This is a genomic window from Bradyrhizobium sp. YR681, from assembly GCF_000282615.1.
Lineage (GTDB): Bacteria > Pseudomonadota > Alphaproteobacteria > Rhizobiales > Xanthobacteraceae > Bradyrhizobium.
This window is the reverse complement of the sequence record NZ_AKIY01000224.1, coordinates 1-21343: the sequence shown is the minus strand read 5'-3', so window position 1 is coordinate 21343 and position 21343 is coordinate 1. Positions and strand designations below refer to the sequence as shown.

The 21343-nt window shown below is 65.6% G+C and carries 23 protein-coding genes; 11 read left to right on the top strand and 12 right to left on the bottom strand.

Going from position 1 to position 21343, the window contains the following annotated elements:
• Positions 1-4: 4 nt before the first annotated feature.
• Both PMI42_RS23785 and PMI42_RS23780 read left to right on the top strand, forming a co-directional pair.
• Complete coding sequence (locus tag PMI42_RS23785; RefSeq protein WP_008138799.1) at positions 5-463, top strand: DUF6130 family protein; 459 nt, start codon at positions 5-7, stop codon at positions 461-463.
• A gap of 85 nt (positions 464-548) precedes the next feature.
• Positions 549-1904 carry an esterase-like activity of phytase family protein gene (locus PMI42_RS23780; protein ID WP_008138798.1) on the top strand — a complete coding sequence of 452 codons (1356 nt, stop codon included), beginning with the start codon at positions 549-551 and terminating at the stop codon, positions 1902-1904.
• A gap of 55 nt (positions 1905-1959) precedes the next feature.
• Here the strand turns inward: PMI42_RS23780 and PMI42_RS23775 are convergent, their stop codons facing one another.
• The 6 genes from PMI42_RS23775 to PMI42_RS23750 form a co-directional block, all read right to left on the bottom strand.
• Entirely contained in the window at positions 1960-2793 is an 834-nt protein-coding gene (locus PMI42_RS23775; protein WP_008138797.1) for an energy transducer TonB, read from the bottom strand.
• Positions 2793-3239, bottom strand: a complete 447-nt coding sequence (gene exbD, locus PMI42_RS23770) for a TonB system transport protein ExbD (protein ID WP_008138796.1) — start codon at positions 3237-3239, stop codon at positions 2793-2795. The genes PMI42_RS23775 and exbD overlap by 1 nt, the downstream gene beginning before the upstream one ends.
• A 3-nt stretch (positions 3240-3242) precedes the next feature.
• On the bottom strand, positions 3243-4019 hold the full coding sequence (gene exbB / locus PMI42_RS23765) for a tonB-system energizer ExbB (RefSeq protein WP_008138795.1): 777 nt from the start codon (positions 4017-4019) through the stop codon (positions 3243-3245).
• A 39-nt stretch (positions 4020-4058) separates the two neighbouring features.
• Entirely contained in the window at positions 4059-4562 is a 504-nt protein-coding gene (hutX, locus tag PMI42_RS23760; protein WP_008138793.1) for a heme utilization cystosolic carrier protein HutX, read from the bottom strand.
• 31 nt (positions 4563-4593) lie between these two features.
• Positions 4594-4929, bottom strand: a complete 336-nt coding sequence (gene hmuQ, locus PMI42_RS23755) for a heme-degrading protein HmuQ (protein ID WP_008138790.1) — start codon at positions 4927-4929, stop codon at positions 4594-4596.
• Between the two features lie 96 nt (positions 4930-5025).
• Complete coding sequence (locus tag PMI42_RS23750) at positions 5026-7374, bottom strand: TonB-dependent hemoglobin/transferrin/lactoferrin family receptor (RefSeq protein ID WP_008138788.1); 2349 nt, start codon at positions 7372-7374, stop codon at positions 5026-5028.
• A gap of 250 nt (positions 7375-7624) precedes the next feature.
• Between PMI42_RS23750 and PMI42_RS40530 the strand changes: the two genes are divergently transcribed.
• The 4 genes from PMI42_RS40530 to PMI42_RS23730 are packed head-to-tail and all read left to right on the top strand — an operon-like array spanning position 7625 to position 10670.
• Positions 7625-7831, top strand: coding sequence for a hemin uptake protein HemP (locus tag PMI42_RS40530; protein ID WP_035966440.1), 207 nt, complete (start codon positions 7625-7627; stop codon positions 7829-7831).
• A 6-nt stretch (positions 7832-7837) separates the two neighbouring features.
• A complete protein-coding gene (locus PMI42_RS23740) occupies positions 7838-8791 on the top strand; it encodes a heme/hemin ABC transporter substrate-binding protein (protein ID WP_008138783.1) in 954 nt (317 codons plus the stop codon).
• Positions 8788-9870 (top strand): FecCD family ABC transporter permease, encoded by a 1083-nt coding sequence (locus PMI42_RS23735; RefSeq protein ID WP_008138782.1) that lies wholly within the window; start codon positions 8788-8790, stop codon positions 9868-9870. Before PMI42_RS23740 ends, PMI42_RS23735 begins: the two co-directional genes overlap by 4 nt.
• The gene (locus tag PMI42_RS23730; protein ID WP_008138780.1) at positions 9867-10670 is read left to right on the top strand and encodes a heme ABC transporter ATP-binding protein; all 804 of its coding nucleotides are present in this window, start codon (positions 9867-9869) and stop codon (positions 10668-10670) included. Before PMI42_RS23735 ends, PMI42_RS23730 begins: the two co-directional genes overlap by 4 nt.
• 129 nt (positions 10671-10799) lie before the next feature.
• Here the strand turns inward: PMI42_RS23730 and PMI42_RS23725 are convergent, their stop codons facing one another.
• Together PMI42_RS23725 and PMI42_RS23720 are read right to left on the bottom strand one after the other, a co-directional pair.
• On the bottom strand, positions 10800-12467 hold the full coding sequence (locus PMI42_RS23725; RefSeq protein ID WP_008138777.1) for a mucoidy inhibitor MuiA family protein: 1668 nt from the start codon (positions 12465-12467) through the stop codon (positions 10800-10802).
• Positions 12468-12637: 170 nt separating this feature from the next.
• Positions 12638-13258, bottom strand: a complete 621-nt coding sequence (locus PMI42_RS23720) for a response regulator transcription factor (RefSeq protein WP_008138775.1) — start codon at positions 13256-13258, stop codon at positions 12638-12640.
• 201 nt (positions 13259-13459) lie between these two features.
• Between PMI42_RS23720 and PMI42_RS23715 the strand changes: the two genes are divergently transcribed.
• Entirely contained in the window at positions 13460-14497 is a 1038-nt protein-coding gene (locus PMI42_RS23715; protein ID WP_008138773.1) for an AraC family transcriptional regulator, read from the top strand.
• A 12-nt stretch (positions 14498-14509) separates the two neighbouring features.
• Here the strand turns inward: PMI42_RS23715 and PMI42_RS23710 are convergent, their stop codons facing one another.
• Complete coding sequence (locus tag PMI42_RS23710) at positions 14510-14827, bottom strand: antibiotic biosynthesis monooxygenase family protein (RefSeq protein WP_008138771.1); 318 nt, start codon at positions 14825-14827, stop codon at positions 14510-14512.
• 104 nt (positions 14828-14931) lie between these two features.
• Positions 14932-16143: an NnrS family protein gene (locus PMI42_RS23705; protein WP_008138769.1), complete on the bottom strand. Its 1212-nt coding sequence runs from the start codon at positions 16141-16143 to the stop codon at positions 14932-14934.
• Positions 16144-16270: 127 nt separating this feature from the next.
• On the opposite strand from PMI42_RS23705, the gene PMI42_RS23700 reads away from it, so the two are divergent.
• The gene (locus tag PMI42_RS23700; RefSeq protein ID WP_008138768.1) at positions 16271-16981 is read left to right on the top strand and encodes a Crp/Fnr family transcriptional regulator; all 711 of its coding nucleotides are present in this window, start codon (positions 16271-16273) and stop codon (positions 16979-16981) included.
• A gap of 87 nt (positions 16982-17068) precedes the next feature.
• On the opposite strand, the gene PMI42_RS23695 is transcribed toward PMI42_RS23700, so the two are convergent.
• Together PMI42_RS23695 and hemN are read right to left on the bottom strand one after the other, a co-directional pair.
• Positions 17069-17266, bottom strand: coding sequence for a DUF1858 domain-containing protein (locus PMI42_RS23695; RefSeq protein WP_008138765.1), 198 nt, complete (start codon positions 17264-17266; stop codon positions 17069-17071).
• A gap of 115 nt (positions 17267-17381) precedes the next feature.
• Positions 17382-18734 carry an oxygen-independent coproporphyrinogen III oxidase gene (gene hemN / locus PMI42_RS23690; protein ID WP_008138763.1) on the bottom strand — a complete coding sequence of 451 codons (1353 nt, stop codon included), beginning with the start codon at positions 18732-18734 and terminating at the stop codon, positions 17382-17384.
• Between the two features lie 161 nt (positions 18735-18895).
• Between hemN and PMI42_RS23685 the strand changes: the two genes are divergently transcribed.
• The 3 genes from PMI42_RS23685 to PMI42_RS23675 all read left to right on the top strand — a co-directional run bounded on the left by PMI42_RS23685 (position 18896) and on the right by PMI42_RS23675 (position 21225).
• Positions 18896-19102, top strand: coding sequence for a hypothetical protein (locus tag PMI42_RS23685; RefSeq protein ID WP_008138761.1), 207 nt, complete (start codon positions 18896-18898; stop codon positions 19100-19102).
• A gap of 98 nt (positions 19103-19200) precedes the next feature.
• Positions 19201-20298 (top strand): copper-containing nitrite reductase, encoded by a 1098-nt coding sequence (nirK, locus tag PMI42_RS23680; RefSeq protein WP_008138758.1) that lies wholly within the window; start codon positions 19201-19203, stop codon positions 20296-20298.
• A gap of 51 nt (positions 20299-20349) precedes the next feature.
• Positions 20350-21225, top strand: a complete 876-nt coding sequence (locus PMI42_RS23675) for an SUMF1/EgtB/PvdO family nonheme iron enzyme (protein WP_008138755.1) — start codon at positions 20350-20352, stop codon at positions 21223-21225.
• Positions 21226-21343: the final 118 nt, after the last annotated feature.

The window sequence follows — 21343 nt, the reverse complement described above, 5'->3', positions numbered from 1 at the left end:
GATCATGAGCGCCGCCCTCGACGTCATGGCCGTTCTGGCGGCCTCCACGATATTTGCATCGGCGGCCATCGCCCAGAGCGCCCGCGACGTGCGCGGGCCGTCTGCGCTGGTGGCCATCGAGAATGAGGCACCCGCCCGCCTGATCGTCGATCCGCCGCTGGTCGAACAACTGGCGCGCGGGCTTGTCTTCATCCAGTACGCCACGGAGAATCTCCGCGTCGTGCCGGTGTTCGGCAAGGGCGCGCTCGACGTGTCGCCGCGCATCGGCCACGTCCATATCACGGTCGACGATGCGCCCTGGCATTTCGTCGATGCCAGCGGCGAGACCGTGATCGTGGTCGGACTGCCCCCGGGTCCGCACAAGGTCCTGATGGAGTTGGCCGATCCCACGCATCGCGTGATCGACAGCAAGACCGTCAGCTTCGAGATACCGGTGCCGTCGCCGGCTCCGCCAAGAAAGTAGCCGGCGACTGCGGCCTTTCGCCCGGTTTCACAAAACTGCAATGTGCCGTCCGCATAAGGCGTGCGTCCACTCACAGGAGACGCACATGCGCGCGACTTTTCTTTGCACCGTCGCAACGATCATTCTATCCGCGAGCACCGCGCTCGCGCAGAGCGAAGGCGAATTCCCGGCCAAGCTCGCCGGCCACGTCGTGATGCCGGCCGCCACCTTCATCGACGCGCCGGCGGATGCGCCCGCCGACCTCAAGACATCGGGCAAATACACCACCGGCAAGCGCGTCGACGCGCTCGGCACCGTGATGGGCAAGTCCTATGAGCGGGCGACCGGCGTCTCGCTGCCGTTCAAGGGCCAGCCGCTCCAGGGCCATTCCGGCATCAAGCACATGCCGGACGGCAGCTACTGGGTGATCACCGACAACGGCATGGGCGCACGCGCCAACTCGCCGGATTCGATGCTGTACCTGAACCGCTACAAGATGGATTGGGCCAACGGCAAGATCGAGCGGCAGGAGACGGTCTTCCTGCACGATCCTGACAAAAAAGTGCCGTTCCGCATCGTGCACGAAGACACGCAGAAGCGTTACCTCACCGGCTCCGATTTCGACACCGAGGGTTTCCAGATCATCGGCGACACCTTCTGGATCGGCGACGAGTTCGGCCCCTACATCCTGAAGGCCGACAAGACCGGAAAGATCCTCGGCGTGTTCGAGACGGTTGCCGACGGCAAGCCGGTGCGCTCGCCCGACCACTGGGCGGTCGGGACACCGGGTGCTCCGGGCGCGACCTACACCAACGTGAACCTGCGCCGCTCCAAGGGCTATGAGGGCTTTGCCGCGTCCAGGGACGGCAAGTTCCTCTACGGCCTGCTCGAAGGCCCGCTGTGGGATGCCGAGAAGAAGGACTGGGAGAAGGTCGACGGCAAGGAAGCCTCCCGCATCCTCGAATTCGACGTCGCCGCCGAAAAGTTCACCGGCCGCTACTGGCAATATGTGTTCGAGCAGAACGGCAACGCCATCGGCGACTTCAACATGATCGATCAGGCCTCCGGCCTCATCATCGAACGCGACAATGGCGAAGGCACCGCCGACAAGGCCTGCCCGCAGGGCACCCGCGGCGAGAACTGTTTTCCCGATCTTGCCAGGTTCAAGCGCGTCTACAAGATCGAGCTCTCGGACGCCATTGTCGGCAAGCCCGTGCGCAAGATCGGCTATATCGACCTCATGAAGATCCGGGATCCCGACAAGAAGGCGCGCAAAGCCCTCAATGACGGCGTCTACACCTTCCCGTTCTTCACCATCGAGAACGTCGACCGCGTCGACGACACCCACATCATCGTCGGCAACGACAACAACCTGCCGTTCTCGTCCAGCCGCGATCCCAACAAGGCCGACGACGACGAGTTCATGCTGCTCGAAGTCGCGGATTTCCTGAAGGCGAAGTGAAACGACGCCCTTGCCTCTCTCCCCGCAAGCGGGGAGAGAGTTGAGGCGACGGTCCTCACCTCACCGTAAACTCCACCGGGATGGTAAAGCCCATCGAGCCGTTCTTGATCTCATCCGGGATCGGCGGAAACGGCGAGGCCTGGCGGACCATCGACATCGCTTGGGCATCGAAGGCGGCCACGCCGGATGAGCCAGCGAGGCGGCTGGACGTGACCTGTCCGCTGCGGCTGACGGTGAAGCTCAGCCTTGCGACGCCACGCTGGCCGCTACCGCCGGATGGATAGGAGTGAAAGCGCATCAGGTGCGCGCGAACGCGTTGATTGTAGGACGCAATCGCGGAGGCCACGGCGCCCGCACTCATGGCAGAGGCCATCGGCGCCTCGCGCTCGGCCCGCGGCGGCGCGCTGGTGCGCGGTGCGGGCGTTGCGTCCGACGGCTTTTTCGCCTCGCGGCGAACCACTTTCGGCTTTTCCTGCACAGGCTTCTCGACCGGCACGATCTTCGCAGGTTCGGGCTTGGCAGGTGTCGGCTCCAGCTTCTGCTCCGGCGGCGCCACCACGTCCGGCTTCTCCTGCGGCGGTGTCGGCGCGATGGTCTCCTCGACGGCTTGCTGCTTGACGGGTTCCGGCGGCGAAGCGTCGGCCTCCTGCATCACCGGCCCGGGCGCAACGTTGTCCGGCGTCGGCTGCGGCGCCGAGGTCACCGGGGACATGTCGATCATGATCGCGGGCAGGCTGACGCCCTGCTCCGGCTGCGACCTGAGCCAGCTCGTCGCCAGCAGCGCGGCGCCAATGTGCAACGCCACGATCACCGCACCCGATAGGCCCCAGCGCGCGGTCTCGCGCTCGCCGAGCGGCTCGTGCAGGGCGAAGGCGTTCGCGGCGGCCATCAGCTGCGTCCGTCGAGGCCGACCAATGCGACCTTGAGGTAGCCGGCGTTGCGCAGGGTGTTCATCACCTCCATCAGGTCGCCGTAGCTCACGGCCTTGTCGGCGCGCAGATAAATGCGCTCGTCCTTGCGGCCCCTGGTGGCCGCAGCGAGCGCTGTGACCAGACCGTCGCGTGCCATCGTGTCCTCGCCGACGGCAATTGTGAGATCCGGCTTCACGGTCACGAAGGTCGGCTTGTCCGGTCGCGGCTGCGGCTCCGCTGCAGTGGCAGGCAACTCGACGCCGATATCGACGGTCGCGAGCGGAGCTGCCACCATGAAGATGATCAGCAGCACCAGCATCACGTCGATGAACGGCGTGACGTTGATCTCATGGGTAACGTCGAGATCGTCGGGGACACCGCGCCTCAGCGACGATCCCCCGCGTGCGCCGAGCTTCGCAGCCATGGCCTACTCCGCCGCCCGCGCCATGCGGAAGTCCCTGTGGTCGCGCTGGCGGCTCACCAGCAGCATCAGCTGCGCCGAGGCGTCCCCCAGCAGCGCGCGATAGTTGGCGATGCCGCGGACGAGTTGATTGTAGATCACCACCGCCGGGATCGCGGCGACGAGGCCGAGCGCGGTCGCAAGCAACGCCTCCGCGATTCCCGGCGCGACCACCGCAAGGCTGGTGGTGTGGCTCTCGGAGATGCCGATGAAGGAATTCATGATGCCCCAGACCGTGCCGAACAGGCCGACGAACGGCGCGGTGGCACCGATGGTCGCGAGCACGCCGGTGCCGCGCGCGATCTGCCGGGACATCGCCGCCTCGACGCGTTCCAGCCGCAGCGCGACGCGCTCCTGGAGGCCGTCGTCGAGCACGCCGCCGGACAGCTCTGCCTCCCTCGCGCAGGACTGGATCAGCTGGGCGACGGCATCGTGGGCGTCGCCGGCGCGCTGCGCCGCCTCAGCCAGCTTGATATTGCCCTCGAGCGCGCGCGTCCGCTGCAAGGCAAGTGCGCCCTTGCGGCGCAACTCGACGGACTTGGCAAGCCACACCGTCCACGTCACCAGCGAAGCGATGGCGAGCCCCACCATCACCGTCTTCACGACGATGTCCGCACCGAGGAACATGCCCCAGGGCGACAGATTGCGTGGCAGCAGTGCCTCGTCGATCGCGAAGGCCGGCGCCGGCGCGAGCGCCAGCGCGATTGCTACGATCATTTGCCGAAGCCTGAATATGCCCTGCATCCTGATCTCCCGACAGATAGAGGGACGCTTTGCCGCGCCCTACGCCGCGATACGGTCGGCAAGCTGCCGGAACCGCGCTACCTGGTCCCCGCGCAGCGCCAGGGTCTCGTCGCGGCCGACGAAGACCTTGAACATGATGCCGCCATCGGCATTGACGAAGGCGACGAAGGCCGAACTCTTGCCCATGAAGGGACGCTTGACGAAAGCGACGGCCGCGCAGCGCTCGTGGCGAAGATGCCCGTGCAATCCCTTCGGCTGCATCAGGTTGAAATAGCCGCGGCCGATCTCGCCCGCGGGAATGCTGCCCGTGAATTCGAAGATCGCGTCATCCGTATGCACGATCAGCGTGACCTCACCCCACTCCGCGATGTCCTGCATGGCGGCGGCGAAATGCTCGCCGCCCCCGATGCGCACCATCGACGAGGGCAGCGCCTCGATCACGGCGCGTGGGCTGACCTTGCGCTCGCGCGCAACGTCCTCGATCACCGCGCCGGGATTGTCGGCCATGTAGACCTTGAGATCGGCGAGATCGGTGCTCAGCATGTCCGGCTCCCTTTCGTGATCGGCCGCGATCTCAAGCGGCCGCGTTGGTCTTGCGCTCGGTCAGGATGACCTCGAAGCCTTCGAACTTGGGGTGGCCAAGATAAAGGCTTTCGCCGGTCTTGTTGTCGGCGCGCGCATGGGCGCGGCGGAATTCGTCCGACTTCGTCCAGGCCTCGAAGGCCGCCTTGTCGACCCACACGGTATGCGAGGAATACAGCGTGTGGTCCTCGAGCACGGGGCCCTTGAGCAGGTGGAATTCGACGAAGCCGGCCATGCTCCCGAGATAGGATTCGCGGGTGCGCCAGACGGTCTCGAAAGCCGCTTCCGAGCCGAGCTTCACCTGGAAACGATTCATGGCGATGAACATAAAAGTCTCTCCTTCTGATCAAGACGAAAACGCGCCGAAGCCGCGCTGGAGCATCAGCGCGGCCCGGCGGGATTGATGGTGTTGCGAACCTGCCGGCTACGCACCTCCAAAGTGAATCTTCAGGCCGGCCTTGTAGACCCTGCCCGCCCCGGCGCTGGTCCACAGCACGTCGTTCTGCGTGGTGCCGTCGGTCGAGCTGCCGGGAATGGCGTAAGGCCGGTAGTACTGGTTCAAGAGATTGTCGATCGACGCCGAGAACACGATGTCCCTGGTCGCGGCGTAGGTCATGTACAGGTTGACCAGCTCGTAGCCGGTCGAAGGGACATAGCCGGTGGGTACGTCGTTGTTCGCACCGTACGATGCCCACTGCGCCGACAGCACCAGGGAACGATCGAGCAGGCGGACACCACCGGTCGTGACGACCTTGCGCGGGGTGATCGTGGCGAGCCCGATATTGGTCTGGACGTTCTTGCCCTTGATGTAGTGCCCGGCGACGCCGACGAACCAGTTGCCGGCATCGTACATCGTCTCCGCCTCAAAGCCCTCGATGCGGGCATTGGCGATGTTCTGGTACTGGTAGAACTGGCTGAACGAGCCGAACCCGGTCGGGACCGGCGTCGAGGCGACGAGGTCGATGTAGTCGGAGACGTCGTTGCGGAACAGGTTGATCTTGCCGCGGAACGAGTCGGAGGCCGAGAAGATGTTGTCGTATTTCAGGTTGAAGCCGACTTCCTTGTTCTTGCCGACTTCAGGACGAAGGTTCGGGTTAGGCAGGAAGCAGAACAGGCCGCTGGTGCCGTCCGGACAGACGAAGAAGGCCGGGCCGCCGCCGGTGGCATGCGCGCCGGATATCACGGTCTCGGTGATCGAGGGGGCACGATAGCCTTCGGCGTAGCTGACATAGGGCTGGAAGCCCGCCACCGGCGTCACGCCGAGGGTGATCTTCGGCGAGAAGCGGTCGCCGCCAGTGTTGGTGGTGCCCGACTGCAGATTATAGCGGTCGTAACGGATCGCGCTGATGGCTTCGAACCAGGTGCCGTAGTTCTGCTTCAACTGCAGGAAGCCGCCCGACACCGTGCGGATGCCGCTCGGCGTCGTGATGTTGGAATTGCCGCGGCTGTCGGTGGTGATCACGTCGTCCTGGAACGCATCGACACCGTAAGTCACGGCATTGCGCCAGTCCCCGACATTGAAGCGCGTGGTGTTGTTGGCGTCGAAGCCCACCGTGTTGAGCGTGTAGCCGCGCTTGTCGCCGACGCAGCCCGAGATGTTGTTGCCGAAATTACCCGCGCCGCAATAGGCCGCGCCGCTGGTCGAGTAATGATAGGTCTTGGTCTGGTCCTGGTCAGTGCGGTTGCCGTAGACCGACACGTGCGAGTCGAACAGATTGTCGCTCGGCAGCGAGTAGTTCCAGGTCAACGTTCCCGTGTAGTTCTTGACGTCGGAAGCGTAGACCGACGAGCCCTGATAGAGCGCGCGCTGCGCCGCCGTTGCGACCGGGCCGGTGTTCATCTGGCCGATCGTGTATTGATAGTCCTGGAAGGTGGCGCCGAACTTGACCTCGTGACCGAGCGCGGGCCGTACCGTCAGCTTCAACAGCCCGGCCTCGACCTGATTGTTGGTATTGCCGATCACGGTGCCGTTGCCGTCCTTGTAGTTATCCTGCGTGCGGTAGACGGCGCCGCCGAAGATGTCGATATCGGGCGTGGCGCGCACGCCGCCGAACGCCGAGCCGAGACCCCGATTGCTGTTGCTGCCGTAGGTGCCGGAGAGATCGACGCCCCAGCGCTCGCCGGGACGCAGCACGTCGTTGATGTCCTTGGTGCGGAACGAGACCAGGCCGCCGATCGCGCCCGAGCCGTAGATGTTCGCGGTCGGGCCGCGCACGACGTCGACGCCGCCGATCAATTCAGGATCGAGGAAGAAAGAGCCGTTGGCGTTGTGGCCGGTGCGCTGGTAGTTCTGCCGCGCGCCGTCGACGACGACCGCGACGCGGCCGAAATCCTGCAAGCCGCGAACGTTGATGACCGTCGCCGGATCGTCGCCGCGCTCCTGGAACGACACGCCGGGCACGGCGTAGAAGATGCCCGAGAGCCGGTTCGGCTGCAGCCCCTGGATCTGGTCGAGCGAAATCGAGCTGACCGGCGCGAGCGAGTCGATCGCGCGCTCCTTGGTCTTGGTCGCAGCAGCCGTGATGGTATCGAGCACCTGAACCGGCGCCGCGCTGCCGGCCTGGGCACGCGCATTCATGACGTCAGGCGTTGCCGGCTGCGCCACTTGCGGCTTGGCCGGCTTGCGCTTGGCCTGCTTCGGCCGATCCGAGGACGCATTTTCGGCCTGCGGCGATGCAGTCTGCGCGAGACTGCCCTCCGCCGTCACCGCCACGATTGAAACCACCGACGCGCCCAAAATCAGGGCGCGCGAATACCTAGCCCCGTCAGCCATAACCCCAACCCAATCATCATTGTCTTAAGTCTGGCTGGCGTGCGCTGCACGAGGCGAGCGACTGGCTGGCTATTTGTGGCGCGGACTCCCCGGCCCGCATCGCCTTATTTGGTTACGTGGCAACACTCAGGCGGTCAATGTCACAAGGTTGCAGTTTATATCGATTGTAAATTGCCGCCGTTGGAATGCGCTTCGTGCCGCTTATACAAACAAGCGGCACCTGAAACTTCGAAAGCGCATCACACTCATCATGTCGGCACCATCGGGAGACAATGGCGGCGCTGCGGCGGGAGCGGTCCAAAACCCTTCTGCAACAACGAGAACTCTGACCGTGCGAGGGAGCCGGATCGACAGCCGCGAGCTCTTTGCGCAGGAGCGCGAGATCATCATCGCGCATGGCGAGGACAGCTACCGCCTCCGCCTGACCTCGCAAAACAAGCTGATCCTGACGAAGTAACCTGCAATGACATTTTGTCGCACGCTCACAAACCTCCTGCTATCAGGCACGCTCGCGTTCGCGTCCTCAGCGCACGCCGCCGGTATTACGGTGCACGACGCGCGCAATCGTGACGTCACGGTTGCCGACTTTGCCCGCACGGTCTCGATCGGCGGAGCCATCACCGAGATCCTCTATGCGCTGGGGCTGGAGAGCCGGCTGGTCGGCGTGGACACCACGAGCCTTTATCCGGCGGCGGCGCTGCACGACAAACCCAATGTCGGCTACATGCGCCAGATCTCGGCCGAGGGCGTGCTGGGTCTCAACCCCAGCCTGATCCTCGCCATCCAGGGGTCGGGCCCGCGCGAAACCATGGAGATCCTGGAGACGGCAAAAGTGCCGCTGGTGCTGGTGCCCGAGACCTTCTCCGAGGACGGCCTGATCGGGAAGATCAGGCTGGTCGGCCACGCCATGGGCGTCGATGCGCGCGCCGAGTGCCTGGCGAGCGCGGTCGGCGCCGATCTGGCGCAGCTCCGCGCGCTGCGCGCCAAGGTGACGAAGCCGGTACGGGTGATGTTCGTGATGTCGCTCCTGAACGGGCGGGCGATGGTCGCCGGTCACAAGACCGCGGCGGACGAGATCATCCAGCTCGCGGGCGCCACCAACGCCGTCGACGATTACGACGGCTACAAGACCATCGCCGACGAGGCAATCGTGGCGGCCAAGCCCGAATTCGTGCTGTCGATCGAGCGCGGCAAGGACACGCTCCAGGCCGAGGCGGTCTATGCCCATCCCGGCTTTGCGCTGACGCCTGTCGCAGCCAACAAGGGCTTCATCGCCATGGACGGGCTGTACCTGCTCGGCTTCGGGCCACGCACCGCTGCCGCCGCGCGAGATCTGTCCGTCAAGCTCTATCCGGCGTTGGCCGGCCAGGGCGGGACGTTCACGTCGGCCCTGTCGGCGGCGAATTGCCGGCAATGAGCGCGGCGATCGGGACGGACGCGCGGCGGCGCGCCGGCACGGGACGGCGGTTTGCGTCGATTGCAATTCCGGTGCTCCTTGCGGCGCTCGCGGCTACTGCAATCGTCGCATTGACGGTCGGCGCAGCCGGCATTCCGTTGTCCCGACTTCCTGCCGCGCTGGGCATTGCCGGCACCGCCGATGCCATGACGGCCCGCGACCAGCTCGTGCTGTGGTCGATCCGCATTCCCCGCATCGCGGCGACAGCCATGGTCGGCGGACTTCTCGCCGCCGCCGGCGCAATCATGCAGGGTCTGTTCCGCAACCCCCTCGCCGACCCCGCGCTGGTCGGCGTCTCCAGCGGTGGCGCGCTGGCGGCTGCAAGCGCGATCGTCTTCACCGATTCGCGCTTCGGCGAGACGCTGCGCTTCCTCCAGAGCGAGCTGTTGCCGCTTGCGGCTTTCGCCGGATCGCTGACGGCGACCGCGATCCTCTACGGCATCTCCAGCCGTGGCGGGCGAACCTCGATCGCGGTCTTCCTGCTCGCCGGTGTCGCCATCACCGCCATCGCCAATGCCGGCATCGGGCTCCTGGTCTTCATCGCCGATGATCGCCAGCTCCGCGACATTACATTCTGGCTGCTCGGCTCGATGAGCGGCGCGACCTGGACCAAGACCGCCGTGCTCGCGCCGATCCTCGTCATCGGGCTTGGCGCCTGTGCGTATATCGCGCGCGGCCTCGACCTGCTGGTGCTCGGCGAGGCCGACGCCTTTCACGGCGGCGTCGACGTCGAGCGTCTCAAGCGGATCTCGATCGTCATGGTCTCCGCCATGACCGGGGTCGCAGTGTCGATCAGCGGCGTCATCGGCTTCGTCGGCATCGTCGTGCCGCATCTTTTGCGCCTCGTCATCGGACCCACACATCGGCTGCTGCTGCCGGCCTCGGTGCTATCAGGCGCCATCCTGATGGTCGGCGCCGATACGTTAGCGCGCACCATCGTGGCGCCCGCGGAGATGCCGATCGGGATCCTGACCGCAGCCGTCGGCGCGCCTGTCTTCCTCGGCATCCTGCTGCGCCAGCGCGGGCTCGCCTCGCTATGAGTGCCGTGATCGAGGCGCGCGACCTCGGCAAACGCGCCGGCCGCGCGACGCTGCTCGATGGCGTCGGCCTGGCCGTTGAAGCCGGCGAGATGGTCGCCATCATCGGCCCGAACGGCGCCGGCAAGTCGACGCTGCTGCGGCTGCTCTCCGGCGACCTCCGCCCGAGCAAGGGCGAGGTGCGGCTGAAGCAGCGCGGTATCAGCAGCTACACGCCGCGCGAGCTTGCCGCGCGCCGCGCCATGCTGTCCCAGCACATCAACGTCACCTTCCCGTTCACGGTCGAGGAGATCGTGCTGATGGGCGCGGGCGAGCGCAGCCTGCGCGAAGCGGGCCCACTGGTCGATGCCGCGCTGGACGAGGTCGGCCTAGCGCATTTCCGCGAACGGCAATTGCCGACCTTGTCCGGCGGCGAGCAGCAGCGCGCCCATTTCGCCCGGGTGCTGGTGCAGCTCGCCTGCGGCGAGGCCGAGCACGGACCGGGCCTGCTGCTGCTGGACGAGCCGACCTCGAGCCTCGATTTGCGCCACCAGATCGACCTCGTCGAAGCGGCGCGACGCCGCGCAGCCGGCGGCACCGCGGTGATCGCGATCCTGCACGACCTCAACCTCGCGATCCGCTTCGCCGACCGGCTGATCGTGCTGAACGGCGGCAGGCTCGCCGCCGACGGCCCGCGCGCGGACATCGTCACGCGCGAGATCATCCGCGACATTTTCGAGATCGACGCCGTGGTCCATCAGGCCGACGGCGTGCCTTACGTGCTGCCGCAATCGATGCGGGCCGCGCCACCTGCGCCGCAGTGAAGGTCCGCTCTCTCCCCCGCTTGCGGGAGAGGGTGTCTCACCAACGAAGACGCTCCCCCCAGAGGAGAGAGCCCTCACCCCAACCCTCTCCCGCAAGAGGGAGAGGGAGCGCATCTCCTTCGTGGCAACCTACCCCGCCGGCACGATCACCATGCTCTTGTCCTTCGGCCAGCGGATGCGCCAGGCGAAGTTGATATCCTTGACCTCCCCCGGCTTGGCGTCGAACGACCATTCCAGCACGCCGCGTCTGTCGCGGATGTTGCTTGCGGTCGGCGGCGTGGTCGCGGGCAGCATCTCCACCGCGATGTCCTCGTTCTCGCTGACCGGCAGCTGATCCTCGATCGCGACCTTGATCGGGAAGTCGTGGCCGTTGCGGATCGTCGTCTTGAACGAACGCTCGTCGGTCTTCGACGTCGTCACGAGCAGGCCGGCCGAACCTTCGTTGCGCTTGAGCACAGACCGTTCGATTCGAACCTTGTCGTCGGCGCCGAAACCGAGCCGGACAATGTCGTCCTTGGCCGAGGCCGAAAGCTTGCCGCGGCCGACGAAGACGCCGTCGCGATAGATCGCGACCTTGCCCGGCAGCAATGTCGTGTCGTCGGTCTGCTTGAAGCTGGCTTCGAGGAAGGCGGTCGGGTCCATCACCGGCGCAGCGCGAACCGCAAGGTCGGCAGGTACGGTCATCGACGCGATGCGCAAGGCTTTGGCGCCATCGGCGGCGCCGAGGCTGACGCGGCCGGGAATCTTGAAGGTGGCCTGGAAGTCGCCGATCTCGGCTACGGCCTGCTGCTCGTCGACGCGCTCAAGCGCGTCCGCAACTTTGGCCATGGCGGGCGATTGCACCTGGCGCATCACTGCCGCCGGCCGCGCCAATTCGGAAGCCGCACCGAGCGCCGTTGGCCTCGGCGGTTGCGGATATTGCGCCACCAATGAGTTCAGCTCCGGCGCGCTGCCACCGCGACTGATACGGACCGTCGAGACACCGAGCGTGACATTCGACCAGTCCTCGCCGGTCGATTGCGTCACCTCCGCGCGGCGGACCAGATCGAGCTGCGGCTTGCGATCCTTCGCGCCGGTGTCGAGCCGGGCGTCATAGAGCGGCAACCAGCGCGCATTGCGCACATTATAGGAGACTCGCAAAGTGGCCTTCGTTGCATTTGCCGCTGCAATGTCCATGCGGACCTCGAGCTTGCTCGGCGGCTTGGCCTTGCGCTCGACTTCGAGCTGGGCGATCTGCCGATCGAGTTCGCGCATCTTGCGCGTAGCGTCGCGAACGGCGGTATCGGCGCTCGCAATTTCTTCGCCGACCGCGGCAAAGGCCGTGCGCCATTCGGCAATCGGCCGTGCTTCGCCCTTGTCGCCGATGCCGGCGGGGGACGCCTCCGCAAAGTGCTCCGCAAATTTGCGCCGCGCATTGGCCGAGTCGATCGCGCCTTGCAGGTCGGCGCGCTGGTCGTTCAGCGCCTCGATGCGCTTCTCCAGCTCGGGCAGATTGACCGGCGCCGCACGCGGCGTTCGCGCATCGATCGTGCCGATGGTGAGCTTTGCTCCACCCTCACCTTCCACCCGGATCGAGGAGGTGTCGAGACCAAGCGGGAAGTCCCTGGCGATCAGCGTCGAGTCACCGGACGGCAGGTCGACCGCAATGATACGGGTGACGGTGGCGCCATCGGGATAGACCGTAACGGTGTCGATGGCCGATGTGGCATCCACATCGGCGGCCCATGACGGCAGTGCGAACGCCGTGGTCACCAGAACCAGGCTCGTCGTTGCCAAACATCTTGCGGTGATGCGCATCAAAGTCCCTCCTGCCGTATCGCGGCGCCGCCAGCCGGACGCGCGATCAAATGCCTCGCCAACATGATTGGACGCGGCAGGGAAGGAACTGGTTCGATTGGGGTTTCCGTGGGGCGCCGCTGGGGCGGCACCAAGGCCGCGGAACGTGTCGTCGTCCCCCGGCCAGACCGTTAAGCCTGGGTCGGCGAGCCCTGACCGAAGACGCGGCGAAGCAGGTCTGTCACGTTCCTGGCGCCGGCCTTCCTCAGGATACCGGCACGGTAGCCTTCGACCGTCCGCGCGCTCAGATGCATGCGGCGGGCGATCTCCTTATTGGTGAGGCCGGCGGCAAGGTGCTCGAGCACGTCGCCTTCGCGCAAGGTCAGGGGCTCGCAGCCGGGCAGCCAGCGCTGCCGGCTCGAACCGGGCTGCGCGACCTCGTCGATGGCGGCATCGATGCGGCCAATGATGTCGTGGGTGCGGAACGGCTTCTCGATGAAGTCGGTCGCCCCGCTCTTGATCGCGTCGACGGCCATGGCGATGCTGCCGTTCGCCGACGTCACCAGCACCGGCGCCATGCAATTCTCTTCGCGCAACCGCTTCAGCACGTCGAGGCCTGAGCGATCCGGCGGCATCTCCAGCAGCACGCAGGCCGGCATCCGCGCCCTGGCTTCCGACAGCAGCGACGCACCGTCGGCGAAGCAGATCACGTCATAGGCGCTGTGCTGGAGCGCGTTGGAGATTTGTTCGCGGGAGGCGGCGTCAGTGTCGATGACGAATACCTCACCCTTGGAAAGCATGTTTCCCGGCATAATCCCGTTCCAATAATGTCTTGGTCAAATGGTCCGAGACGGCCGGGGGCCCCATCGCGCCCCGCCATCGTGCGCACGGCATTCGCGCCAGTGCTTCGGTTTCACTTATGTATGTTCCACCCCGTTCCCGGATTTGACGGATCGGGACAGAAACTTTACATTTGGGGACATCTGCGGGAATGGCTGGCAGGAACGGTTGGCATGACCGACCTCATTCGCAGCGCAGGCTTGAGCTATTACCCGGAGGTCGCCCGGTCGGTCGGGCTCGACCCCAAACAGATGATGCGCAAGGTCAGGCTGCCGCTGGCCTGCCTCGACAAGCCGGATACCCCCATTGCCGTCACGGGCCTGCGCCGTCTGCTCGAACTCTCGGCAGAGAGCTCGGGTGCCGAAGATTTCGGCCTGCGCCTCGCCGAGCGCGGCGGCCTGACCAATTTCGGCGCGGTCGGCCTGATCGTGCGCGAACAGGCGACCGTCGGCGAGGCGATCGAAGCATTCTCGCGTTTCATCCATATTCATCACGACGGCATGAAGCTCGACGTCATCAGGGACAAGCAGACCGTGACTATCCGGCTGCATCTGCGCGGCCGGCAGCCGACGGCACCGCGGCAGTCGATCGACATGGCGCTCGGCAGCATTCACCGCATCATCCAGTCGCTGTTCGGCAGCGATTGGCGGCCGCAGGAGGTGCATCTGCATTATCCGCCGCCGCTCGATCGCAAACGCTACCGCGACTTCTACGGCTGCCGTGTGACATTCAACGCCGATGACGATGCGATCCTGCTGTCGCCGTACGACATGGAGCGCCGGATTCCGAGCGCGCATCCGCTGATCGCGAGCTATCTGCGCAAGCGGATCGAGGCGATCGAGACCCGGCCGGCAAGCTGGGAGGGCAAGGTCGACGAGGTCGTGCGGGCCCTGCTCGCCGGCGGCGACTGCACGGTCGAGCGCGTGGCCGAGCACCTCGCCTGCACCCGCCGTACCATCCACCGGCATCTCGCCGAGGCGGGCACCAGCTTCTCGGCCATCCTCGACGCGCAGCGCGCCGATCTCGTGACCCAGCTGATCGACGATCCCGACCGGCCGCTGGCCGAGATTGCCGTGCAGCTCGGCTTCTCCGCCCAGAGCGCGATGGCGCGCTGGTTCCGCGGCCGCTTCGGCTGCACCATCACGCAATGGCGCAAGGGCGTGCGTCCGTTGGCAAGGCCGGACGCCGTACCCTCGGCAACCGCGGCCTAGCTCACACTCAAATCATGTGTGCTCGAAGGGGCCGACTTCGCGGATGACCTTGCAAATCTGCAATAGGCCGCTGGCATAGAATTCGGCATGCCCGCGTTTCATCGCCTCGATATGCTCCGGATGTGTGCGCCAGGCTTCGAGTGCCGCCTCAGACGCGAAGCGGAACACGGTCAGTTCCTCACCGTCGTCGGCCTTGAACGACTTGACCGACAGAAAGCCCGGCAGGCCGCTCACAATATTGTACATGCGCTCGCCCAGTCGACCATATTCCTCGAGCGAGACGCCATCCCGCAGATTCAGGCCGCCAATCACAACGACTTCGCCGATCATTTTCGATCCATTCCTCAATCGCGTTTCCACGCCGGCCAACAGCAGGCGCACCTCGAATGATAGTTTCGGATCGATAACGGCGCTTGTTACGCCAGCAAGAATTTTTAACGTGCCGGGACGGGCACGCCCATGATGGCAAGTGCGCGCCGGTTGCTGCCGGCGAGCAGCGGACCGAACGCAATCGCAAAGCCGACGAAGGCGAGGACCCAGCCGCAGGCCGCAATGTGCAGCAGTGCATCGCTATGCACAGGCCACGCCACGGCAGCGATCCGGGCCAGCGCCGCGACGACAATCGCGACATAGATGGCCTGCGTCGCCGGTGAGGCCGTCAGCGCCTGTCCGGTGTGACCGAGGCTCGCGCGCGTCATCACCGCAAGCGTCATGGTTCCGGCCGCGCCCGCCATCCAGGCATGAATGCCCGCACTCGGCGGCAATGCGCCTAACCCGGCCAGGGCATGCAGGAGGAAGCCCAGCGGCACGAAGACATAGCCGACGTGGAGGACCAGGAGCAGCCGTTCGCGCCAGGTGCGGTCGCCGGCCCAGCGCGCCAGCCGGATCAGATGCAGCGCGCCGACCAGCGCCGTCATTGCGGCGGTGATCATGTTCAACGGCGCCACGATCCACGCGATCAGCGCCAGCGCGCTCGATCCGACCACCATGCCGTCAAAGCGGCCGAACGGCACCGGCAGGCGGCCGGGATTGAACTTGACCAGCCAGTTGCGGGTGAAGCTCGGAATGATGCGTCCGCCGATCAGCGAGATCATGAGCACCACCACCCCGATGCCGACGCGGATGCTGACATCGGCCGCGCCTTCAAGATGCGCTTCGAGATGGAAGCCGACATTGCCGGCGAGCAGAACGAGCACCAGGATCACCACAGGCAGATTGCGCCAGTTGCCGCCTGCGACGATCTCGCGCGTCGCGGCCGCGACGACCAGCGCCAGGAAGGCGGCGTCGGCCACAAGTGCAAACGTCCAGCCGAGTTCGGCGGACAAGGTCACCGCGGCACGCCCGGCGAGCCAGACCACCAGCAGCGCGCCCAGCGACGCCCCCTGGATCGGCAGCTGCCCGGTCCAGTTCGGAATCGCCGTGAACAGGAACCCGGTGATGACGGCCGGCAGGAAGCCATAGAGCATCTCGTGGACGTGCCAGTCGCGCGGCGCGAAGGCCGATGTCACCGACAGTTCGCCATAGAACATCGGCAGCCAGGCCAGGATCGACAGCCCAGCCTGGATGGCAGCGAGCAGGAAGAAGGGCCGAAAGCTGTTCGCGAACAGCGGCCAGCCCTCAAAGGTGCGGGATCGGGCGCCAGCCATGGGGCAACTCCTGTCAATTCAGTCCGTTGCCTGAAAATACTGCCGCCGCGACTGGCCGGTTTTGCGCTATCGCAAACACCAGGACGATTGCAGGTGCCATCACACTCCCGAGCGCGAAGGAGGCGGAATGGCCAAGGTCGACACATCGCTGGTTGCGCATTTGCCGCTGTTCGAAGGCGTCAGGCCTGATGACCTCGAGGAGATCCTGCGCGAGGCCCGCTCGGCGCGCTATCCCAGGAACACCGCGATTTTCGAGCAGGGCGCCGACGCGCAATCCTTCTTCCTGCTGCTGCACGGCCACGTCCGCGCGGCCAAGACCACGCCGACCGGCGAGCAGATCGTGGTGCGCTATGTCGCGCCCGGCGAGACCTTCGGGCTCGCGATGGCGATCGGCGCGCCGCACTATCCGGCAACTGCGTTGGCGGTCGACGACAGCGTCGTGCTGATCTGGCCGAATTCGGCCTGGCCGCGGCTGATCGATCGGTTTCCGGCGATTGCCGCCAACACGCTGCAAACCGTCGGTGCGCGGCTCCAGGAGAGCCACACGCGCATCCTGGAAATGTCGACCCAGCAGGTCGAGCAGCGCGTCGCCCATGCGCTGCTGCGGCTCGCAAAACAGTCGGGCAAGAAGCTCGACCACGGCATCGAGATCGACTTCCCGATCAGCCGCCAGGACATCGCGCAGATGACCGGCACCACGCTGCACACCGTCAGCCGCATCCTCAGCGGCTGGGAGAGCCAGGGCCTCGTCGAGAGCGGCCGCCAACGCATCATCCTGCGCGACCCGCATGGCATCGTCGTGCTGGCGGAGCGCACGGCGGACGGCGGTTCTGCCTAGGATAGGGGTGAGGGGCGCCTGCGCTTACGGCGCAAGCCCGCCCTCACCCGGGAGCCCGCGCGCGACCCGCGCGAACTCCGACCCGCCTCACGCCGGCACGCAGTCGCACAGCGCGGCGAGGAATTTGTCGCGGTCGATGCCGTGCTCGCGACAGGCGTCTTCCACCGTGTGAAATGTCGCGATCGGACAGCCGACACAGGCCAGCCTGAAGGCGAGAAACACGCGGATCGTATGCGGCGCCGTTCGCATGATGTCATCGACCAGATCGTCGGATCGAAAGGGCATGGACAACTCCGTTCCGAAACGACGATAGCGGAACGGGCGGCGGTTTCTTTGTTGGAGCACAAGCTGCCTTGTCATTCCCGGGCGCCAGGGCGCGCCCCGGAATGACGGAGAGAGATTACACCGCCCGACTATGCAACTGCTTGCCCGGATCCAGATGCGCGTCGAACGCGGCGGCGACGCTGCGGACGAGGAAGCGCGAATCGTTCGCGACCGCGATCCGGTCGCCGTCCAGCCTCACCACACCGTCCGAGATCAGCGGCTTCAGCCGCGACGCCGATTGCAGCATTGCCTCGGCCTCCGCGCCATGGCGCGCGCAGATGTCGCCGAGATCGGCACTGAACTCGCACATGATACGCTCGATGATATCGGCACGCAGCCGGTCATCGTCGGTGAGCCCATAGCCCTTGGCGGTCGCGAGGCGTCCGGACGTGACGTTTTCGGCATAGGCGCCGATCTGCACCTCGTTCTGGACATAGCCCTGCGGCAGGTGTCCGATTGCGCTCGCGCCAAAGCCGAGCAGGACCTCGCCCTTGTCGGTGGTGTAGCCCTGGAAATTGCGGCGCAGCGTCCGGTCCTCGAAGGCCACGGCCATGGCGTCGCCGGGCCGCGCGAAATGGTCGAGTCCGATCTGCACATAACCAGCCTCTTTCAGCGCGTTGGCGATCGCGCAGGCCTGATCGTGACGCCCGAGGCCGTCAGGCAGATGATTTTCATTGATCATGCGCTGGTGCCGCTTGAACGCAGGCACGTGCGCGTAGCCGAACACCGAGAAGCGGTCGGGCGCGAGCTTGAGCGAACGCCGTACGGTATCGAGGCACGAGGCGACGGTCTGGTGTGGAAGCCCGTAGATCAGGTCGAAATTGATCCCCGCAATGCCTGCGTGCCGGAGCATGTCGACGACGGATGCCGTCTGCTCATAACTCTGCATGCGGTTGATCGCGCGCTGCACGATGGGATCGAAACTCTGCACCCCGAGGCTGGCGCGGTTGACGCCGGAGAGCCGCATGGCCTCCACCATCTCCGATGTCAGCGTGCGCGGGTCGATCTCGACCGCGATCTCGGCCGAAGGCAGCACAAAGAACGAATGGCGCATCGCCGCCATCAGTTCGGCAAAGGCCTCCGGCGCCATGATCGTCGGCGTGCCGCCGCCGAAATGAATGTGCTCGACCTTGATGCGGCGGCCGATGGTCTTGGCGACCTCCCCGATTTCGCGGAGCAGCGTCCGCTGATAGGCCGCAATCAGCTCGTCGCGGCGGGCGATCTGGGTGTGACAGCCGCAGTACCAGCACATCTCGCGGCAGAACGGCACATGCAGATAAAGTGACGCGCTGGCCGCCGAAGGAAGCTCGGCCAGCCACCGGGCGTAGGTGTCGGCGCCGATTGACGGCGAGAAGTGCGGCGCGGTCGGATAGCTCGTGTAGCGCGGCAGACGCTCCTCGCCGTAGTTCGCTGCGAGATCAAGTCGCATGTCTTACCCATTCGTAAATCACGACCGCGAATGATCGCGGCAAGTCCCGGATAATCTTCAACTTACCCGCTTTCGGACCAACGACCTTGCGCTCGCTCAAAGTTCGAGCGCCGGATCGGGGCCATGGTGACGTTTAACCACTGCCCTCAGGGAGATAGGCCATGGCGTCGTTTGCGCTCGATCTCGTTCTCTGGCTCACCGGTATTCGCGGCCATATCCCGCGCTACGACGATTTTCGTCCCGGCCCTGCCGCGCCCACAACCGGCCTCAGCCTTACCGTCCGTGCTCTGGCGATTACCGCTGCCGTCCTTGCCGCTCTGACGCTCGCGCTCTGGGGCACGGTCTGGATGGCGATCCAGCTGCTCTAGCGAATCCGGCGAAAGCTTGTCGCAGCGCAAACACTCTTGCCGCAACAGGCGCACACTGCATCCGTCATCAAAATCATTTCAGACGAAGGATGCTTCCGATGTTCACCCGCAGAGCCGCATTGATCAGCGCCGCCGCGACCGCCCTGATGCTGGCGACCCCCGCTTTCGCCGCCGAGGATCTCAAACTGCCGCGTCAAAAGGTCGAGCTGGTCGCTCCGCCGTTCGTGCATGCGCATGAACAGGCGACCCGGCAGGGCCCCAAGATCGTGGAGTTCAAGCTCACGATCGAGGAGAAGAAGGTCGTCATCGACGAGAAGGGCACCACCTTCCAGGCGATGACCTTCAACGGCTCGATGCCGGGTCCGCTGATGGTCGTGCATGAGGGTGACTACGTCGAAACGACGCTGGTCAATCCCGCGACCAACACCATGCCGCACAATATCGACTTCCACTCCGCGACTGGCGCGCTCGGTGGCGGTGCGCTCACCCTGATCAATCCCGGCGAGCAGGTCGTGCTGCGCTGGAAGGCGACCAAGACCGGCGTATTCGTCTATCACTGCGCGCCGGGCGGCCCGATGATCCCCTGGCACGTCGTCTCCGGCATGAACGGTGCCGTGATGGTGCTGCCGCGCGACGGACTGAACGACGGCAAGGACCATGCCCTGAAATACGACAAGGTCTACTATGTCGGCGAGCAGGACATGTACGTGCCGCGCGACGAGAAGGGCAATTTCAAGTCCTACGACTCGCCGGGCGAAGCCTTCACCGACACCGAAGAGGTGATGAAGAAGCTGATCCCCTCCCATGTCGTGTTCAACGGCAAGGCCGGCGCGCTCACCGGCAAGAACGCGCTGACCGCCAATGTCGGCGAGAACGTGCTGATCGTGCACTCGCAGGCCAACCGCGACAGCCGCCCGCACCTGATCGGCGGCCACGGCGACTATGTCTGGGAGACCGGCAAATTCGGCAATGCACCCGAGGTTGGGCTGGAGACGTGGTTCATCCGCGGCGGCTCGGCGGGAGCGGCGCTGTACAAGTTCATGCAGCCGGGCATCTACGCCTATGTCACGCATAATCTGATCGAGGCCGCCGACCTCGGCGCCACCGCGCACTTCAAGGTCGAGGGCAAGTGGAACGACGATCTGATGACCCAAGTGAAGGCGCCTGCGGAGATACCGCCCTCTAACACCAACTAGACGCGACGAAGGGCCGGTCATCACCGGCCCTTCTTCGTTCGGGGGACGACCATGCTGATCGCATTCAAGCTGAAACTGGCGCTGGCTTGCGCCGCGGGGCTCGCAGGACCGATCGCCGTCGCGCCGCTGGTCTCTGACGTGGCCGTACACGGCACGGCTATGGAGCCGGCCATCGTCAGGGTCGCGCCGGGCCACCTCTCCTATCGCGAGGCCGGCGATTTCATCCGTGCCGGACGGCAGGCGGACGCGCCGCTGCGCGCGATGCAATTCACGAAGCCGCTTCACATCATGCGCGAGCAGGTCTCCTCCGCCGACTATCAGCTTTGCGTGCAGGATGGCGGCTGCCGCGCGCTCGACCGCGGCGTCGCGTTCGCGTTCGACCGTCCCGCCGTGCAGGTGAACTGGCACGATGCCGAAGCCTATGCGTCCTGGCTGTCGCGCAAGACCGGTCACCGTTACCGCCTGCCGAGCGACGCCGAATGGGCCTTCGCGGCGGGCTCCAGGTTCAAGGACGACGGCGCGCCGGTGGACGCGGACGACCCCTCGAAGCGCTGGCTCAGCCGCTATGAACGCGAATCCGAGCGCGACCTCTCCGACACCACGGCCTATCCGTTCGGCAAGTTCGGTCTGAACGAGCACGGCATCGCGGACATCGCCGGCAATGTCTGGGAGTGGACCTCGACCTGCTTTACGCGCTCGCGGATCGACGAGACCGCGGCCGGCAAACCAACCGTGAATTGCGGCGTGCGCATCGCCGAAGGCGCGCATCGCGCCTATGTCACCGACTTCATCCGCGACGCCCGCGCCGGTGGCTGCGCGCAGGGCACCCCACCCGCCAATCTCGGCTTCCGCCTGGTGCGCGAGGAGACCTCATGGGTCGCGAGCGTGTCGGCGCGGTGGGGCAAAATGTGGACGGCGAGGTCGTAGCCGGCACAGCCGACGGTGTAGCCTCACACTCCGTCATTGCGAGCGCAGCGAAGCAATCCAGAATCCCTCCGCGGAAAGACTCTGGATTGCTTCGCTGCGCTCGCAATGACGATGTGGA

What these genes read in the sequence shown, in the direction of transcription:
- PMI42_RS23685 (WP_008138761.1), top strand. Translation starts at nt 18,896, where the DNA reads ATGGCGTCGTTTGCGCTCGATCTCGTTCTCTGGCTCACCGGTATTCGC.
- PMI42_RS23775 (WP_008138797.1), bottom strand. Translation starts at nt 2,793, where the DNA reads ATGGCCGCCGCGAACGCCTTCGCCCTGCACGAGCCGCTCGGCGAGCGC.
- PMI42_RS23730 (WP_008138780.1), top strand. Translation starts at nt 9,867, where the DNA reads ATGAGTGCCGTGATCGAGGCGCGCGACCTCGGCAAACGCGCCGGCCGC.
- hutX (WP_008138793.1), bottom strand. Translation starts at nt 4,562, where the DNA reads ATGCTGAGCACCGATCTCGCCGATCTCAAGGTCTACATGGCCGACAAT.
- PMI42_RS23675 (WP_008138755.1), top strand. Translation starts at nt 20,350, where the DNA reads ATGCTGATCGCATTCAAGCTGAAACTGGCGCTGGCTTGCGCCGCGGGG.
- PMI42_RS23695 (WP_008138765.1), bottom strand. Translation starts at nt 17,266, where the DNA reads ATGCCCTTTCGATCCGACGATCTGGTCGATGACATCATGCGAACGGCG.
- exbB (WP_008138795.1), bottom strand. Translation starts at nt 4,019, where the DNA reads ATGCAGGGCATATTCAGGCTTCGGCAAATGATCGTAGCAATCGCGCTG.
- PMI42_RS40530 (WP_035966440.1), top strand. Translation starts at nt 7,625, where the DNA reads ATGTCGGCACCATCGGGAGACAATGGCGGCGCTGCGGCGGGAGCGGTC.
- PMI42_RS23740 (WP_008138783.1), top strand. Translation starts at nt 7,838, where the DNA reads ATGACATTTTGTCGCACGCTCACAAACCTCCTGCTATCAGGCACGCTC.
- hmuQ (WP_008138790.1), bottom strand. Translation starts at nt 4,929, where the DNA reads ATGTTCATCGCCATGAATCGTTTCCAGGTGAAGCTCGGCTCGGAAGCG.
- PMI42_RS23710 (WP_008138771.1), bottom strand. Translation starts at nt 14,827, where the DNA reads ATGATCGGCGAAGTCGTTGTGATTGGCGGCCTGAATCTGCGGGATGGC.
- PMI42_RS23700 (WP_008138768.1), top strand. Translation starts at nt 16,271, where the DNA reads ATGGCCAAGGTCGACACATCGCTGGTTGCGCATTTGCCGCTGTTCGAA.
- PMI42_RS23735 (WP_008138782.1), top strand. Translation starts at nt 8,788, where the DNA reads ATGAGCGCGGCGATCGGGACGGACGCGCGGCGGCGCGCCGGCACGGGA.
- exbD (WP_008138796.1), bottom strand. Translation starts at nt 3,239, where the DNA reads ATGGCTGCGAAGCTCGGCGCACGCGGGGGATCGTCGCTGAGGCGCGGT.
- hemN (WP_008138763.1), bottom strand. Translation starts at nt 18,734, where the DNA reads ATGCGACTTGATCTCGCAGCGAACTACGGCGAGGAGCGTCTGCCGCGC.
- PMI42_RS23780 (WP_008138798.1), top strand. Translation starts at nt 549, where the DNA reads ATGCGCGCGACTTTTCTTTGCACCGTCGCAACGATCATTCTATCCGCG.
- PMI42_RS23705 (WP_008138769.1), bottom strand. Translation starts at nt 16,143, where the DNA reads ATGGCTGGCGCCCGATCCCGCACCTTTGAGGGCTGGCCGCTGTTCGCG.
- PMI42_RS23715 (WP_008138773.1), top strand. Translation starts at nt 13,460, where the DNA reads ATGACCGACCTCATTCGCAGCGCAGGCTTGAGCTATTACCCGGAGGTC.
- PMI42_RS23785 (WP_008138799.1), top strand. Translation starts at nt 5, where the DNA reads ATGAGCGCCGCCCTCGACGTCATGGCCGTTCTGGCGGCCTCCACGATA.
- PMI42_RS23720 (WP_008138775.1), bottom strand. Translation starts at nt 13,258, where the DNA reads ATGCCGGGAAACATGCTTTCCAAGGGTGAGGTATTCGTCATCGACACT.
- PMI42_RS23725 (WP_008138777.1), bottom strand. Translation starts at nt 12,467, where the DNA reads ATGCGCATCACCGCAAGATGTTTGGCAACGACGAGCCTGGTTCTGGTG.
- nirK (WP_008138758.1), top strand. Translation starts at nt 19,201, where the DNA reads ATGTTCACCCGCAGAGCCGCATTGATCAGCGCCGCCGCGACCGCCCTG.
- PMI42_RS23750 (WP_008138788.1), bottom strand. Translation starts at nt 7,374, where the DNA reads ATGGCTGACGGGGCTAGGTATTCGCGCGCCCTGATTTTGGGCGCGTCG.